The sequence below is a fragment of the Lysinibacter cavernae genome, from assembly GCF_011758565.1.
Classification (GTDB): domain Bacteria; phylum Actinomycetota; class Actinomycetes; order Actinomycetales; family Microbacteriaceae; genus Lysinibacter; species Lysinibacter cavernae.
Genome location: NZ_JAAMOX010000001.1, coordinates 1,021,356 through 1,036,005, shown reverse-complemented (window position 1 = coordinate 1,036,005; position 14,650 = coordinate 1,021,356). Strand labels below are relative to the sequence as shown.

The following is a 14,650-nucleotide window of genomic DNA, read 5'->3' as shown; positions in this document are numbered from 1 at the left end:
TGCGTGAGACGACGGGTCATTGTGAGACCGGCCAGGGCTGGCGATTCAGTGCGGTGTCCCAGAACAACAGCTCAAACTCGCTTGCGGTTTGGTAGGCGACAACCATTGCCGCGCGCTGCTCGTCGGTTGCCTGCGAGTGTGCCTCATCGACAACCCTGCGGGCCTCACGAACGGCAGACTGGAATTCCTCGCCGTCGTAGGAAGCTACCCACTTGGCAAACGGATGCTCCGGGTTGGCTTCGAGCACCTCGGCGGCGCTCAGTGCAAGGCGAGAGGACACATCAGCGTAGAGCCAGAAACAGGGAAGTACGGCCGCAGCCGCCACCGGGTATGGAGCCGTCGCCGCGGTCGCGATGAGGTATGAGACGTAGCCCAGGCAGGTTGGTGATGCCGGTGCCGCAGGGGCAGCATCCACAGCGGCAAGCAACTCGGCGTGCAGGGATGCCTCGACGACGGCAGCATCGTGGGCCGACGTTGACCAGAACGCTGAGGTAACGGGGTCTGGCGCCCGAGCAGCCAGCAGCGCGAGCGCCTTGGCGTAGCCCGCGAGGTAGAGAGAGTCTTGCTCAAGGTAGAAGCGAAAATCTTCGAGGCCGAGGCTTCCATCGCCAAGGCGTTGCAAGAACTCAAGCGAGTCGATGGCCTCACGAATATCGGTTGTTTCGGCCCAGAGGTGATCGGTGAAGCGATCGGTTGGTGTGATTGCGCCATGCATCAGCGTGACATCCCTTCGTCAGCATTACCTGAACAGGTTCCCGGGTCTTATCTCAGCTGCGCGTAGCTCGCGCGGCACCCCGTGTCTTACAGTGTGCTCACACCGTAGCACAGGCGGGATACTGCTCACAGTTGGGGATGTTGCGAGTGCTGGGTCTGCTGAGGGCATAGGATGGTCGTGCGCGGGAGCCCGGTGACACGGGCTGAGAGGGCCGCCCGCTCGTGCGGGCCGTCAGAAGCGATCATCCTGAGGATGTCGCAGGCCGACCGCTGAACCTGATCTGGGTCATTCCAGCGCTAGGGAGCACGCATGATTGAACACCACGACCTCGTCATTGTTGGTGCCGGCATTATTGGGCTTGCCGCCGCCTTCGAAGCCGTTGAGGCTGGCCTGTCCGTTCGCATCTTTGACACAACCCCAGTCGACGGCGCGTCGTTCGCCGCCGCCGGAATGATCGCGCCAACCTTCGAAGCGGCATTTGGTGAGCACGCACTCATGCGGCTCAACGTAGCCTCCGCGCAATTATGGCCGGAATTTGCGCGACGTATTGCCCCGAACGACGACCTTGGATTCCGTGCTCTTGGCACCCTGACCGTTGCGTTCGATTCTGGAGATCTTGCCGAAGCGAGACGCCTCCACGCATTGCATCTTGAGTGGGGGCTCAAATCCGAGCTGATGAACTCTGCACAGGTACGGGAGCGGATGCCCCTTGCCGGACCGCGGATTGCCGGCGGCCTGTGGGCGCCCGACGATCATCAGATTAACCCGCGCCGGGTCTGCGAAGCACTTATTGAGGCGCTTGCTCGCCGTGGCTGCGCGGTCGAGCGGCACGCCGTCGTCTCGCTTGAGCCGAGCGCGCTTGAGCCGAGCGCGCTTGAGCCGAGCGCGCTTGAGCCGAGTTCGTTTGTGTCGCCGGGGCGATGGGCCGGGGTTTCCGGCGTGCGGCTCGATGACGGAAGCACCGTGACAGCGCAACGCGTGCTGCTCGCTGCAGGCTGGCAAACTGGCAAGCTTGTCGCAGACATTCCCGACGTTGAGTTGCCAACCCGCCCCGTGAAAGGCGAGGTCGTGCGGCTCAACGTGACCGATCAGCCCTGGTTGAACTGCGGCTTTACTGTTCGTGGCTTGGTGCAGGGCCGGCCTGTCTACATCGTGCCTCGTGCCGATGGTGAGGTTGTTGTTGGCGCGACCACCGCCGAATTGCCTGATGACCGGCAGCCGAGCGCGGGCGCCATGTTCGGGTTGCTTCGGGATGCTCGCGCGATTATGCCTGGGCTCGATGAGGCAGCCGTGCGCGAATTCACCGCGCGGGCACGGCCCGGTTCGCCAGATAACCTGCCGATGATTGGCCCGCTGCTCGATGGCTCACTGCTAGTGGCCACCGGACACTATCGCCACGGCATTCTTTTGGCAGCGGTGACGGCGTTATTGCTGCGCAGGGTGTTTGCGGCGACCCCAGAACGCGACGCTGACCCGGCCTCTGGAACCGAACCCACAACAGCTCAGCGCAGCGACTCAGCGACCACCGCAGACGAGGCGGAGATCGCCGAAGCCTGCCGAGCCGACCGATTCTCACCAGCATCCGCGAGCAGTGGAGAACAAGGAGACACCAAATGACGCCAGCTGCGCCCAGCCCCTCGCCCCAGATCGAGGTCAACGGGACCTCGGTTCCACTCGCCCAAACCACAACCCTCGCGAGCGTCGTGATTGCGCTGCTCAAGCCGGCAGAGGCTGGGGCAACCGTCGCATCCCTCGGCGGTGGCATCGCTGCGGCCGTCAATGATGCCGTTGTGCCTCGCAGCATCTGGGCGGACCACACACTCAATGACGGTGACCGGGTCGAAATTCTCACCGCGGTTCAGGGAGGCTAACCATGACACAACCAACCACAGTGATCGGCGATGCGCGCCTCATTGACGACCCGCTCGTGATCGCGGGCGAGACGTTTTTGTCGAGACTCGTTATGGGAACGGGTGGGGCGCCGAGCCTCATAGCCCTTGAGCGCGCGCTCGTCGCGTCAGGCACCGAACTCACCACCGTCGCCATGCGCAGGGTTCAGGCCGGGGGAGAGGGCTCGGTGTGGGGGTTGCTGCAACGCAACGGAATCCGATCGCTCCCAAACACCGCTGGCTGTTTTAACGCCAAGGAGGCCGTGCTGACCGCCCAGCTTGCACGGGAGGCCTGCGAAACCAACTGGGTCAAGCTTGAGGTTGTTGCCGACGACGTGACGCTGCTCCCCGACCCGATTGAGCTTGTGCGGGCCGCTGAGCTCCTCGTAGCCGATGGATTTGTTGTGCTGCCGTACACCAACGACGACCCGATTACGGCGCGAAAGCTTGCCGACGTTGGCTGCGCAGCCGTCATGCCCCTTGGCGCGCCAATCGGCTCGGGTCTTGGCATCCTCAATCCGCATAATATCGAGGCGATCGCCGCCCACTCTGCGGTTCCCGTGATCCTGGATGCCGGCATTGGCACGGCCTCAGACGCCGCGCTTGCGATGGAACTTGGCTGCGACGGCGTCTTGCTCGCAACCGCGGTGACCAGGGCCGCAGACCCAGTCCGGATGGCGCACGCCATGCGATTGGCCGTTGAAGCCGGGCGGGCAGCCTCGCTTGCCGGGCGCATCCCAAAACGAAGGGATGCCCTCGCATCGTCGCCGCTCGACGGCAGGGCGAACCTCGATCTTGCGCTGTAGCCCGGCGACGGCGGCAAGGAGTTGAGGCTTCGCTCAGGAACAGCCCGCTAGCCTTGTGTCATGAGAACTGCGAGAGCTCTTTGGCGTGTGGTCCCAACGCGCCCGCTCCTCGCAGCGCTTGTGCTCGTCACAATGTTGCTCACTCTTGTTGCGATGCATGCCGCAACCGAAGAGGTCGCCACCCCGCATCACTCGCAGCCAGCGGCGACCGTTGCAACGGTTCACGGCGCGGATAACCTGCTCGAAGCCGCTTCGCCCTTGGTCGCCGCTCCAACGGTTGCAGACGCTCACCATTCGGAAGCACGTGGCGCCGACGATGCAGGCGCCTGCGCCCTGCTCTGGATGCTCTGCGTCCTCGGCGTGATCGCGGTTCTCATCGTCGCCGCGTTCAGGCTAGCTTCACGGGTTGTTGCCTTAGCGGCGTCTGCTGGGGCCTCCGTGACCGCAATGCTCGTTGGTTTCCGCGACCGCCTTCCCAATCCTCCTTCTCTCTGCGTGTTGTCCGTCTGCCGGAGGTGATGACGGCTGCTCCGCCATGGAGCGTTCCGATTCATGACCCCGCGCCACTCGCGCAACATTGACGTGCCCCTCGCGCATTCGCGCGCCGGCACATAACCCAGAGAGATTCATCATGGCTTCATTTTTCCTTCCCAACAACCGCGCCACCACGACAGTGGCGGCCGTTTCAACGGCACTCGCGGCAGGACTCCTGCTCGCGGGCTGCACCAACGCAGCGCCCGATGCCGCGCCGACAGCGACCGCACCAGCATCCTCGGCATCCGCCACCGCATTCAACGGCAACGACGTGATGTTTGCCCAAATGATGCTGCCGCATCACGAGCAGGCGCTTGAGATGTCGGCGATAGTGCTCGAAACACCCGGCGTTGATGCCCGTGTGACGGAACTCGCGCAGCAGATTGCGGCAGCACAGGGCCCAGAGATCGACCAGCTCACGCAGTGGCTCAGCGACTGGGGCGTCGACGCCGGCGCAGGTGACCACTCCGGCCACGGGATGGCAGGGATGCTGACTGAGGACGACCTTGCACAACTGCGGGATGCCGACGGGCCGGCCACAAGCATCCTGTTTCTTGAACAGATGATCGAGCACCACGTCGGTGCCGTTGACATGGCAGAGCCCCTGCTCAGCAACGGCGAAAACGCGGAGGTTCGAGCGCTCGCCCAGAACGTGGTGTCGTCGCAGAACGATGAGATTGACACGATGCGGACGCTCCTCGCCGAGCTGCAAGGCTAACCGCAGGAACGCCTGAACACGAGGCGCGGGTCGAATGTACGTTACACCGACCCGCGCCCTGTGCGTCCACGTATCTTGCGCCTAGGTCGCCGAGGTGCCAGACGAATGTGCGTCTTTCGCTCGCTTCAGAGCGGCGGACTTTCGAGAACGACGGCCTCGAACAATGAGCCAGATCACAACAACGACGACGCCGAGCAGCACAATCCAGGGCACGAGGACACCAACCACAACGATGAGGCCGGCGCCAAAGGCAAGAATGGAGTTCCAGCCGGCGACGATGCCGTCCCAGAACGTCTGCGGCTCGGTCTGCACAACGGTTTCGGTCGACTGGATGTTGACGCTGAGCGTCGAATACTCAACCTGGTCGCTCAAGAACTCACGATCAGAGATCAAACCGTCGAGCTCGGCTTGGCGCTCGGAGAGCGCCGTCTCGGCGGCAATGAGATCTGCCGTATTTGCCGACTGGGCGAGTAGCTCGGTGAGGCGGTCAACCGAGGTCTGCAGGGCATCGATGCGGGCATCAAGGTTATTGGCCTGTTGGGTGACATCCTGCGCGCTGAAGCTGCTTGAGATCAGCGTGCCAAGCTTGGCGATTTGATCGGTGACCTTGTCAAAGCTGATGTTAGGGATGCGCACGGAGAGCCAGACCGACTCTGTCTGATACTCGGAGGACGGAGTGTCGCTGCGGCTATCGATGCGTCCGTCGGCTGAGGCGATGAGCTCAACAACGTCATCGCCAAGCGCGATGGGGTCGTCGGCTGACAGGGTGACATCGCCCGTCCGAATGATCTCGCGCGATGTTTCCGATGTCGGTGACTGCGCGTCAAAACCAGAGCTTGCCTCGTCTGGCGCGCCATCCATCTGCTGAGGGAGGGACTGGTAATCGCCGCCCTTGTCGATCGCCGGCAGCGGGGCTGTCGAGTTTCCCGCAGAGCATCCGGCGAGCAAAAGAACGCTTGCGACCGCGGCAAGTCCAGAGAGTAGTGGTCGTTTCATATGAATACCATAGGGCTGCAGTCTGCGCTCCCGCAGGGATGTTCATAACATTCCCCTACCGTTTCGGCGTATTTTTGCCGCTTGGGCGTATCCGAGAAGATACGCCCAAGCGGCAAAAATACGCCCAAACTGTATGGTCTAGGTTCTGTGACGCTCGCCGATCAGGCGATTGGCCCCCGCGAAAAGGCCCATCACAAGTTGCACAACGAGTACGCCAAGCAGCATCATGATCGAGGCCTGCCATCCGCCGGTCGCATCGTGCAGCACCCCAACCATGATTGGGCTGAGGGCAGCCATGGCGTATCCGACCGACTGCGCCATCCCCGAAAGGGACGCCGCTTGGTGGTGATTACTGGTTCGCAGCCCGAAGAACGAGAGGGCCAACACAATATTGCCGCCGGAGCCGATGCCAAGCAGCATCATCCAGAGCAGTCCGAGGCTTGGCTCGCTGAGCTGGCCAAGAATCGCGGTGGCCTGAAACGCCGTGAGCGCAACCACGATGACGCGCTGGTCGCTCAAACGCTGGATGGCCTGCGCGCAAGAAATACTGCCAAGGATGCCAAAGGCCTGATACGTGAACTGATGCCAGCCGGCCTCGCCGTTGGAAATACCCTGGGCCTGCTCGATGGTTGGCCACCAGGCAATAACCGTGTAATAGATCATCGACTGGAACCCCATGAAGAAGGTGACCTGCCAGCCAAGCAGTGACTTCCACGGTGATCGCCAGGTGTGGTGAAACGCGGATGCCGCCCCTGGGGCCGCCGCTGAACCGAGCGTCGCGCCGAGTGTTGGGTACGTCGTCGAACGGAGCTGGGGGACGAACACCGCAAACGCGATGATCGCGACCCCTGCCCAGATTCCGAGGGAGAGCCGCCACCCCTCGGCGCTCATGCCCGCTATGGGAACCGCGAAGCCGGCTGCCATCGCCGCAAAGGCGCTCTGCACCGCGGAATAGAGCCCGGTGATTTGGCCAACTCGTGACGAGAAATCCCGCTTGATTAGCGCTGGGAGGAGCACATTGATCAGCGCGATTGAGACGCCGATGAGGACGGTGCCAACCCAGATGAGACCGGGTACTGGCAGCGACCGCCCAACGATTGCGGCGGCAAGTAGCAGCACAGCGCCCCCGAGCGTGCGCTCAATGCCAAAGCGGTTGGCGACGATGGGCGCGATGGGCGCAAAAAGCGCAAAGGACATCACCGGGATGCTGGCCAGAATTGACGCCGTTGACGCACCGAATCCGAGCGTCGCTTGAATATCGGTGAGGACCGGCCCGACAGACGTAATCGGCGCCCGCATATTGGCGGCTATCAGCAGGATGCCGACGAGCAACAACCCAACACGTGCGGGCGCGCCAGACGGCTGAGGCACAGCGGCAGCCATTGTTAATACCGGGGAGTTGACGGGTCTACAACAAGACTCCACGAATCGATGCCGCCGGTGAGGTGGCTGACATTATCGAACCCAGCCTGGTTCAGCGCCTTGAGCAGATACTCGGAGCGTGAGCCGTGGTGGCAGTAGAGCACGATGGGAACATCCTGGTCGAGCTGCTGCACTGCATCGCCGGAAAAGAAATCGTTGAGGGGGAGGTGTATTGACCCTGGGATTGACGCGGCCTCGCGCTCGGCTGCCTCACGCACATCGACGAGTTGGAACGATGCTCCTCCTGCCTCACGGGCGGCAAGAGCGTCAGAGAGTTCGGGGGCCGACCATTCGGTGCTGTCAGGTAGCAGGGTGTCCTCCATCGTTGGTTCCAAGCGGGTTCCCTCCGATGCTACCCCTCCTGGGCGAGGCGAAGGCAACCTCTGGATGCTCATGGCCTCGGCTTCGGGTATGCCCAAACCGCAGAACACGTCGTAGTCGATGAGTTCTGTCACAGGGACTCGACTGGGGTCGGGCGCGAGGGCAAACTCCCTCGACCTGGCCGTCAGGGCGTCGTAACTGAGGATTCGCCCAAGCAACGTTTCGCCCTGGCCGATGATGAGCTTGACGGCTTCCGTCGCCATGAACGTGCCGATCGTTCCGCAGAGCACGCCAAGAACGCCGCCGTCGGCACATCCGGGAACCGTTCCTGGGGCTGGGGGCTCCGCAAAGAGGTCCCGGTACACGATCCCTGGTCCGCCATCATTTGGGGCGGCCCAGAACGTCGAAACCTGCCCGTTATAGCGCAGAATCGACCCCCACACACAGGGGATGCCGAGCAGCTCCGCTGCATCGCTCAACAGATATCGAGTCGCAAAATTATCGGAGCCGTCAATGACGAGGTCATAGTCGGCAAGGGTCTCGATGGCATTGTGGGAGCCGAGGCGAAACTCGTGCAGGATCACCGTGGCGTCAGGGTTTCTCGTGAGCACGGCATCCCTCGCGGACTGCGCCTTACTGCGCCCAATGTCACCCGTGCCGTGTGCGACCTGCCGTTGCAGGTTCGAGGCTTCGACACGGTCGTCGTCGATGATGCCGATTGTTCCAACGCCGGCGGCGGCTAGGTAAAGCAGGATGGGGCTGCCAAGCCCGCCTGCCCCCATCACCGCGACCCGTGCGTTGGCAAGTCGGAGCTGGCTGTCTCTGCCAAATCCAGGGATGATGATGTGCCTCGAGTATCGCGTGACCTGCTCGGCGGTCAGATCCTCCGCTGGCCCAACGAGCGGTAGCAACTGTCGAATCGGCGTGTTAGTCATCGGTTGTCGCCCCAAACCCGGCGGCGGTCCACAACATATTGAAGTGGTTTACCGGTCCGTTCCCCTCGCCAACATGTAAGTGCCCAGACGTGCGGATGCTGTCGCGCAACCACTCCGTCGACTCGCGAAGCGCCACGTCCCACGACCCCGTCCTTGCCATCACGGTTGCGAGCGCGGCCGAGAGTGAGCAGCCGGTTCCGTGGGTGTTCGCCGTTGGATAGCGCGGACCTTCGAGCTGGAAGACACGTGCGACCTCGGTCTCTGGGCTGGCATCCACGAGGGCATCAGGGCAACTATCGCCATCAAGATGGCCCCCCTTGACGAGAACCGTGACCCCGTATCTCGCGGAAACGCGTTCGCCCTGCAGCAGGGCCTCGTCCCAGCCTGTGGCAACGGGTTCGCTGGCGAGGACTGCGAGCTCTGGCAGGTTTGGCGTCACGAGTGCGACGTGCGGCAAGAGGTCACGCAGGGCTTGCTCGGCGTCAGGGCTCAGCAGCCGGTCGCCGCTGGTGGCAATCATGACTGGGTCGAGGACGACGAGTTGCTGTCGGTTGCCAGCCAGCCAGGCCCCAACCGCTGCCGTGATTTCTGAGGTGCCCAGCATCCCAATCTTCACCGCATCAATCTCAACGTCGTCGCTGACGGCGTCCAGCTGTTCGGTCAAGAATGACACCGGCGGCGTATGCACCGAGAGCACGCCTCGCGTGTTCTGGGCGACAAGCGCGGTCACAACGGCCATGGCGTAGCCGCCCATGGCCGAGATGCTCTTGATATCTGCCTGGATGCCGGCGCCGCCAGTCGGGTCGGTGCCCGCAATGCTGAGGATGCGCGGCGGTTGGTATCCGTCGAGGCTGAGCCGTGAGTCGGACGGTGATACTGCAGGTGTCATAGCGCTGACAATCCCTTCGCTAGTTCGAGCTAGATCAGGTTCAACGGGTGTGTTCTCAGCCCGACGGTCAACTGCACGGCGGGCACCCCGTGTCACAGCTCATAAGTGTACCCGGCCAACATCATCCGCCACCCATCGAAGCCCCGTAAGTGCCACAATGGGGTAGGCCCCGTTGTGCTCACCGCCAACTCAGACGGAACGCGCTGGGCCAGAACGAGAGGGAATCGGTGTCTCCGACTCGCGCACTGAACACATCAGATCGGTTCGATTCACGCCACGCGTCACGGACATCGCTGACCGGCGCACAGCGGAGGCAGCGGCTTGAACGTGCGCGTCTATATCTGTGTACCGACGCTCGAACCGGGCAAGGAGATCTTGCCGAGTTTGTCACCGCGGCCCTCATCGGTGGGGTTGACATTATTCAACTCAGAGACAAATCGATTGAGGCTTCAGAAGAAAAAGCGGCGCTCGAACTCGTTCGTGACCTCTGCCACGCGCACGGTGCGCTCGTCTCGGTCAACGACAGGGCCGACCTAGCGATGCTCATCGGAGCCGACGTGTTTCACACCGGGCAGGGCGACCTGAGTGTCGCAGACTGCCGAGCGCTTCTTGGGCCTGACGTAATTCTTGGCCGCTCAACCAACAGCTTTGAGCGTGCGCTTGAAGCGGCTTCGGACGACGAGGTTGACTACTTTTGCGTTGGACCCGTGTGGCCAACCCCAACAAAGCCTGGCCGCGCGGCCGTTGGTGTTGAACTGATTGAGCGCGTTGCCGAGGCTGAACCCGGCAAACCATGGTTTGCCATTGGGGGAGTCGACAGCTCAACAGCGGTGAGCGTGCTTGAAGCCGGGGCAGAACGAATTGTTGTTGTTCGGGCAATCACCACGGCCAACGACCCCGCTGCTGCGGCGCGCGAACTGATCGCCGTCCTCGATGATGCAGAACGACTGAACCGCGACGGTTCGGAAGGTTGGTAACGAATGGCACCTCACGACGAGACCAATAATGCTGACAGCGTTCGTCAAGCTGCCGGTGCTGCCGCGGCCCAGACTCCGCCGACACATCGACCAGATCTTGGGCCTGAAACGGCCCAAGGCTCCGTGCCAGAGGATGAGGTTCCAGGCTGGCACGCGGATGTGTTAGGCGCGGGATACGAGCGACTCACGCTTCCCCTTGGAACAGACGACGAGGGCGAAGTAGTCGCGACCCTCGTGCGTGCACCAAAACCAAGCTGGTGGTCAACACAGCGAGGCGTCGCGCGGAACACCGACGTGGTTTACATTCACGGTTGGTCAGATTATTTCTTCCAAACGAATCTCGCGGAGTTTTGGCGAGAGCGGGGTGCCCGTTTTTATGCGATTGATCTGCGCAAATACGGACGAAGCCTTCGACCAGGGCAAACCCCTGGCTACGTGGAAGACCTCACCACGTATGACGCGGATATTGAGGCAGCACTTCACGAGATTGGGCACGGTGCATCGCAGACGAGCACACGGCGACTGGTGCTCTTTGGCCACTCAACCGGCGGGCTCACACTGTCACTCTGGGCCGCGCGGCATCCGGGTCGTGCCACGGCGATGGTGCTGAACAGTCCTTGGCTAGAGCTTCAGACTCGTGAGCTCGGTCGGATGGCATTCGCGCCGATGAACTCAACGCTCATGAAGATTGGGCGGAAGACACCCTATCCGCAGATCGACCGGGGCTTTTATACCAAGTCATTACTCAAACAACTTGGCGGTGAATGGGAATACAACACGGCGTGGCGGCCGGAACTGACGTTTGCCGTGTATCCGGGTTGGCTCGATGCCGTGATCAAAGGGCACCAGACGGTAGCCCATAAGCTGCACCTGACCATTCCGGTGTACGTCATGCTCTCGGCGCGGAGCGTGATCAGGACCACCTGGGACGAGTCGATGCGCAAGGCAGACACGGTGCTGGATGTTGAGGGCGTCGCCGCCCGCTGTAAGGATCTTGGCGAGTCGACCACGCTTGTTCGGCTCGACGGTGCGCTGCACGACGTGGTGCTGTCCTCTCGCCCGGTGCGCGAGCGCGCCTTTGCCGGACTCCATACGTGGTTGCGTGGATACCTGAACTGATCGTCCCTTCTTCCTTGGGAACACGCCGTTGCCTGGCTCGGTGAGTGGCGGGTGGGGGTATCGTTGTGGCATGCGAACACGCCAAGCCCAGATCATTGAAGCGCTCGGGGTCTTGCCCGAGATCGACGTCGAACAAGAGATCGAATCCCGTGTGCGGTTTATCTCTGACTACTTCCGCTCTGCTGGTGTCGCTCGGTCGCTCGTACTCGGAATCAGCGGGGGCCAAGATTCGTCGCTCGCCGGTCGGCTCTGTCAGCTTGCGGTTGAGCGTCTTCGCACAGACGGTCACGATGCCACATTTATTGCGGTGCGGCTGCCCCACGGTGTGCAGCACGACGAAGACGACGCCCAACTGGCGCTCTCGTTCATTCAGCCCGATCGGTCAGTGACGTTCAACATTCGCCAGGCGGTTGATGGGTTTGCCGACGAGTTCGCTGAGGCACTCGACGAGCCCATCACGGATTTTAATAAGGGCAACGTTAAAGCGCGCTCGCGTATGATCGCGCAATACGCCATTGCCGGTCAGCACGCTGGCCTCGTGGTCGGAACAGATCACGCGGCCGAAGCCGTGACCGGCTTTTACACAAAGTACGGCGATGGAGGGGCAGATCTGCTTCCGCTGAGCGGCCTCACAAAGGGACAGGGCCGGGATCTGCTGGTCGCCCTCAACGCGCCAGCCGCGCTGTACCTCAAAGCACCAACAGCAGATCTGCTTGATGACACCCCTGGGCAGACAGACGAAGCAAACCTTGGCCTGAGCTACGCGGACATCGACGCGTACCTGCTTGGTGAGGCCATCAACGCGGATGCCGCGGCATCCATCGAGCGCCGTTACCAGCAGTCGGAACATAAGCGTCGGATGCCCGTTGCCCCAACAGACACGTGGTGGCGGCACACGTCCTAACCGGGTGATGTTTGGCGGCTGTCTGAACGGCGTTCACAAACCCCGTTCACAAACCCCGTTCACAAACCGCGTTCACAGGCCAACTTCACAGACCGAGTTCCCAACGAGGTTCTCACCGCGATAACGCTCGCACAGGCCAACTGCGTTGGCATGGATGTGGTGGCTAGCCCGCCGTTCGAGCCAGGCTATCGAGGGCATCTTCAATTCTCGAGAAATCGCCTAAGGGCCTGTTGAGTGCAGTGCCTGCCCGATGAAGCTGCGCCCTGTAGACAATGTCTTCGCCTTCGACGATGGGCTGCACGTAGCCAAACAGCTGACCGGAAGCGAGACAGACGCGAAGGGCCCCCGTTCGGAGAGGAACCACGGTGAACGACGGGAAGAGCCTGGCGAGTTGCTGCTGAAATAAAGCCGACAGCTCAGTGAGTTCGGCAATGCGTGTTGAATCGGTTTGAGGGATCGGGAATGCGGTTGCCGATGACGTCGTGGTGGGTACCGCGCTGGCGTCGGTCAGGCTAGCCCGTGTGACGCTTGTGAGTGTGATGCTGTTCATGATGTTTCCTTTCTGTCTGTGGCACGTATTAGCAGGTTAGAATCCACCACCGACATTCGGGATGCACAGCGGGTTTACCTTGCTTCCGTATCGGCTGAACTGTTGTCAACGTAGGTGGCGACAACATCCATCGGTAATCGGGCGTACGATGGATTCCATGACTTCTTTTGTTGTTGCCGGTGGTTGCTTTTGGTGTCTCGACGCGGTGTACCGCACCCTTCGTGGGGTCAGCGACGTGGTTTCTGGGTACACGGGCGGCGAAGATGACGCGCCAACGTATGAGAAGGTATGCACGGGAAGCACCGGGCATGCCGAAGCGGTCAAGGTTGTCTTTGACGAGCAGGTCATCCCGGCCGAAGTTATCCTCAACGTGTTCTTTACACTGCACGACCCAACACAACTCAACCGCCAGGGTGCCGATGTCGGCACACAATACCGCTCGGCGATGTTCTACAACAACGAAGACGAGCGCGAGCAGATGCAGGCAGCCCTTGAGCGTGCTGCCGATTGGTGGCCAGAACCCATCGTCACGACGCTTTCGCCACTAGGAACCTTCTACCCGGCAGAGGACTACCACCAAGACTTCTTCGCAAAGAACCCCGGTCAGGGATACTGCATGGCCGTTGCCGTTCCGAAGGTCAACAAGATTCGGGCCTCGTTTAGCGAGTACATTCAGTAGGTTCGGGCGGGCCGAGGCCGGCTTTTTGCCGCTGCTACTGTTGCTCGGTCGGCGATGCCGTCACACGGTCAAGGAACCGAATTGTCTCGTCAAACGCGGTGTGCGCCTCGTCAAGATCCAGATGGAATTGGTACTCGTGTGGCAGCGCTGGTTGATGGTCAGCAGGCCAGAAAAGGCTCGTGGTATCCACTTCAAGCTCGTTGAGTCGCTGGCTCATCGGTATGGACTGTAACCATGTGAGGTTGTCGCCGTTGCCACCGCTGATAAAGGTCGGGGGAAAATCGGTGGTGACAAAATCAATGGTCGACATCGTTGCGCCCGCCGACGTATCCGACCAGTTCTTTGTGCCGGTGTATGCCCAGAGAGCCGACTTGAATCCCCACGCGAAGATTCCATTCAGCTGAGACATTGACTGCAGATCGTAGACCCCGCAGTTGAGCACAGTGCCAACAAGCTGCTTTGGGCTGATAGGGGCCTCGAGACTCATGAGGCGCGCGTAATCCGGGTTCGTGATAATCGCTGCGAGCTGGCTTGCGAGCTGTGCGCCAGCCGAATCTCCCGCAAGTACAATGCGGTTTGCGTCGATACCAAGTTCGTCGGCCCGTTCCACGATGAGTCCGAGCGACGTTGTGAGCTGTCCGATCGCTGTTGGGTACGTCGTTTCCGGTGACAGCGTGTAATTCAAGCCGACCGCAGCGTAACCCTCGGCCGCAATCATCTTGAGATAGGGCGACACATCGTCAGCCGTGCCGGAGATCCAGGCCCCACCGTGAATCCAGACAACAACCGGTAACGGATCTTTCGAGGCGGATGCGCTGAAGAACGGTGCGGTGAGTCCTGGGCTAGCCGCTTCGAGATCAATGGTTGACTCATCGAACCTGCTGGAGTCTGGGACGCTCGGCAGCATCTCGCTGACGGTTGCGCGTGCGCCGGCCTCGAAGACGGTTCTAATGAGGAGTGACGACGGCCACGGGGAGAGCGTTGCCACGAGCACCCCTGCAAGCACAACCGCAAGCAGAGCGTATCCAATAATTCGCAGCGGGCGTCTCGAAGATTGTTTGCTCACGTCGTTGTTCCGTTCGGCGGTTGACAGCCACTGGGGGAACACGGCTTGTGGTCGGGCGGATGCTGTGCCTTCAGTGTAGGGGAGGGGGATCGTCTCGTCGGCCCAATTCGATCCGAAGTTTTCCACACCT

Annotated in this window: 16 protein-coding genes and 3 riboswitches; of the genes, 9 read left to right on the top strand and 7 right to left on the bottom strand. The window is 61.6% G+C overall.

What is annotated here, in order from left to right:
- Nucleotides 1-16 precede the first annotated feature (16 nt).
- Nucleotides 17-715, bottom strand: coding sequence for a TenA family protein (locus FHX76_RS04650; protein ID WP_167148375.1), 699 nt, complete (start codon nucleotides 713-715; stop codon nucleotides 17-19).
- Nucleotides 709-807: riboswitch (TPP riboswitch) on the bottom strand. Its footprint overlaps the gene before it by 7 nt.
- 79 nt (nucleotides 808-886) lie before the next feature.
- A riboswitch (TPP riboswitch) is annotated at nucleotides 887-1,035 on the top strand.
- On the opposite strand from FHX76_RS04650, the gene FHX76_RS04645 reads away from it, so the two are divergent.
- From FHX76_RS04645 to FHX76_RS04625, 5 genes are all read left to right on the top strand, one after another.
- The gene (locus tag FHX76_RS04645) at nucleotides 1,025-2,332 is read left to right on the top strand and encodes an FAD-dependent oxidoreductase (RefSeq protein ID WP_167148373.1); all 1,308 of its coding nucleotides are present in this window, start codon (nucleotides 1,025-1,027) and stop codon (nucleotides 2,330-2,332) included. Its footprint overlaps the riboswitch before it by 11 nt.
- Nucleotides 2,329-2,586, top strand: a complete 258-nt coding sequence (thiS, locus tag FHX76_RS04640; RefSeq protein ID WP_167148370.1) for a sulfur carrier protein ThiS — start codon at nucleotides 2,329-2,331, stop codon at nucleotides 2,584-2,586. The genes FHX76_RS04645 and thiS overlap by 4 nt, the downstream gene beginning before the upstream one ends.
- 2 nt (nucleotides 2,587-2,588) lie before the next feature.
- Nucleotides 2,589-3,410, top strand: coding sequence for a thiazole synthase (locus FHX76_RS04635; RefSeq protein ID WP_167148368.1), 822 nt, complete (start codon nucleotides 2,589-2,591; stop codon nucleotides 3,408-3,410).
- Between the two features lie 60 nt (nucleotides 3,411-3,470).
- Nucleotides 3,471-3,929 (top strand): hypothetical protein, encoded by a 459-nt coding sequence (locus FHX76_RS04630; RefSeq protein ID WP_167148366.1) that lies wholly within the window; start codon nucleotides 3,471-3,473, stop codon nucleotides 3,927-3,929.
- A 112-nt stretch (nucleotides 3,930-4,041) separates the two neighbouring features.
- Nucleotides 4,042-4,662, top strand: coding sequence for a DUF305 domain-containing protein (locus FHX76_RS04625; RefSeq protein WP_167148364.1), 621 nt, complete (start codon nucleotides 4,042-4,044; stop codon nucleotides 4,660-4,662).
- 81 nt (nucleotides 4,663-4,743) lie between these two features.
- On the opposite strand, the gene FHX76_RS04620 is transcribed toward FHX76_RS04625, so the two are convergent.
- The 4 genes from FHX76_RS04620 to thiD all read right to left on the bottom strand — a co-directional run bounded on the left by FHX76_RS04620 (nucleotide 4,744) and on the right by thiD (nucleotide 9,225).
- Nucleotides 4,744-5,658 (bottom strand): DUF4349 domain-containing protein, encoded by a 915-nt coding sequence (locus tag FHX76_RS04620; protein WP_167148361.1) that lies wholly within the window; start codon nucleotides 5,656-5,658, stop codon nucleotides 4,744-4,746.
- Nucleotides 5,659-5,796: 138 nt separating this feature from the next.
- Nucleotides 5,797-7,029 (bottom strand): MFS transporter, encoded by a 1,233-nt coding sequence (locus tag FHX76_RS04615; protein WP_208402436.1) that lies wholly within the window; start codon nucleotides 7,027-7,029, stop codon nucleotides 5,797-5,799.
- A gap of 14 nt (nucleotides 7,030-7,043) precedes the next feature.
- On the bottom strand, nucleotides 7,044-8,336 hold the full coding sequence (locus tag FHX76_RS04610; RefSeq protein ID WP_167148357.1) for a ThiF family adenylyltransferase: 1,293 nt from the start codon (nucleotides 8,334-8,336) through the stop codon (nucleotides 7,044-7,046).
- The gene (gene thiD / locus FHX76_RS04605; RefSeq protein ID WP_167148355.1) at nucleotides 8,329-9,225 is read right to left on the bottom strand and encodes a bifunctional hydroxymethylpyrimidine kinase/phosphomethylpyrimidine kinase; all 897 of its coding nucleotides are present in this window, start codon (nucleotides 9,223-9,225) and stop codon (nucleotides 8,329-8,331) included. The genes FHX76_RS04610 and thiD overlap by 8 nt, the downstream gene beginning before the upstream one ends.
- Nucleotides 9,219-9,325, bottom strand: a riboswitch (TPP riboswitch). Its footprint overlaps the gene before it by 7 nt.
- A gap of 127 nt (nucleotides 9,326-9,452) precedes the next feature.
- Between thiD and thiE the strand changes: the two genes are divergently transcribed.
- The 3 genes from thiE to nadE all read left to right on the top strand — a co-directional run bounded on the left by thiE (nucleotide 9,453) and on the right by nadE (nucleotide 12,225).
- Nucleotides 9,453-10,202, top strand: coding sequence for a thiamine phosphate synthase (gene thiE, locus FHX76_RS04600; RefSeq protein ID WP_341777861.1), 750 nt, complete (start codon nucleotides 9,453-9,455; stop codon nucleotides 10,200-10,202).
- Between the two features lie 3 nt (nucleotides 10,203-10,205).
- Complete coding sequence (locus FHX76_RS04595) at nucleotides 10,206-11,321, top strand: alpha/beta hydrolase (protein ID WP_167148353.1); 1,116 nt, start codon at nucleotides 10,206-10,208, stop codon at nucleotides 11,319-11,321.
- A gap of 70 nt (nucleotides 11,322-11,391) precedes the next feature.
- On the top strand, nucleotides 11,392-12,225 hold the full coding sequence (gene nadE / locus FHX76_RS04590) for an ammonia-dependent NAD(+) synthetase (protein WP_167148351.1): 834 nt from the start codon (nucleotides 11,392-11,394) through the stop codon (nucleotides 12,223-12,225).
- Between the two features lie 163 nt (nucleotides 12,226-12,388).
- Here the strand turns inward: nadE and FHX76_RS04585 are convergent, their stop codons facing one another.
- Nucleotides 12,389-12,775 (bottom strand): hypothetical protein, encoded by a 387-nt coding sequence (locus FHX76_RS04585; RefSeq protein WP_167148349.1) that lies wholly within the window; start codon nucleotides 12,773-12,775, stop codon nucleotides 12,389-12,391.
- Between the two features lie 157 nt (nucleotides 12,776-12,932).
- On the opposite strand from FHX76_RS04585, the gene msrA reads away from it, so the two are divergent.
- Nucleotides 12,933-13,454: a peptide-methionine (S)-S-oxide reductase MsrA gene (gene msrA, locus FHX76_RS04580; RefSeq protein WP_167148347.1), complete on the top strand. Its 522-nt coding sequence runs from the start codon at nucleotides 12,933-12,935 to the stop codon at nucleotides 13,452-13,454.
- Between the two features lie 34 nt (nucleotides 13,455-13,488).
- Here the strand turns inward: msrA and FHX76_RS04575 are convergent, their stop codons facing one another.
- Nucleotides 13,489-14,646: an alpha/beta hydrolase gene (locus tag FHX76_RS04575; RefSeq protein WP_341777860.1), complete on the bottom strand. Its 1,158-nt coding sequence runs from the start codon at nucleotides 14,644-14,646 to the stop codon at nucleotides 13,489-13,491.
- Nucleotides 14,647-14,650 lie beyond the last annotated feature (4 nt).

Coding starts and splice junctions, on each gene's coding strand:
- FHX76_RS04650 (WP_167148375.1), bottom strand. CDS start 715: ATGCATGGCGCAATCACACCAACCGATCGCTTCACCGATCACCTCTGG.
- FHX76_RS04645 (WP_167148373.1), top strand. CDS start 1,025: ATGATTGAACACCACGACCTCGTCATTGTTGGTGCCGGCATTATTGGG.
- thiS (WP_167148370.1), top strand. CDS start 2,329: ATGACGCCAGCTGCGCCCAGCCCCTCGCCCCAGATCGAGGTCAACGGG.
- FHX76_RS04635 (WP_167148368.1), top strand. CDS start 2,589: ATGACACAACCAACCACAGTGATCGGCGATGCGCGCCTCATTGACGAC.
- FHX76_RS04630 (WP_167148366.1), top strand. CDS start 3,471: ATGAGAACTGCGAGAGCTCTTTGGCGTGTGGTCCCAACGCGCCCGCTC.
- FHX76_RS04625 (WP_167148364.1), top strand. CDS start 4,042: ATGGCTTCATTTTTCCTTCCCAACAACCGCGCCACCACGACAGTGGCG.
- FHX76_RS04620 (WP_167148361.1), bottom strand. CDS start 5,658: ATGAAACGACCACTACTCTCTGGACTTGCCGCGGTCGCAAGCGTTCTT.
- FHX76_RS04610 (WP_167148357.1), bottom strand. CDS start 8,336: ATGACTAACACGCCGATTCGACAGTTGCTACCGCTCGTTGGGCCAGCG.
- thiD (WP_167148355.1), bottom strand. CDS start 9,225: ATGACACCTGCAGTATCACCGTCCGACTCACGGCTCAGCCTCGACGGA.
- FHX76_RS04595 (WP_167148353.1), top strand. CDS start 10,206: ATGGCACCTCACGACGAGACCAATAATGCTGACAGCGTTCGTCAAGCT.
- nadE (WP_167148351.1), top strand. CDS start 11,392: ATGCGAACACGCCAAGCCCAGATCATTGAAGCGCTCGGGGTCTTGCCC.
- FHX76_RS04585 (WP_167148349.1), bottom strand. CDS start 12,775: ATGAACAGCATCACACTCACAAGCGTCACACGGGCTAGCCTGACCGAC.
- msrA (WP_167148347.1), top strand. CDS start 12,933: ATGACTTCTTTTGTTGTTGCCGGTGGTTGCTTTTGGTGTCTCGACGCG.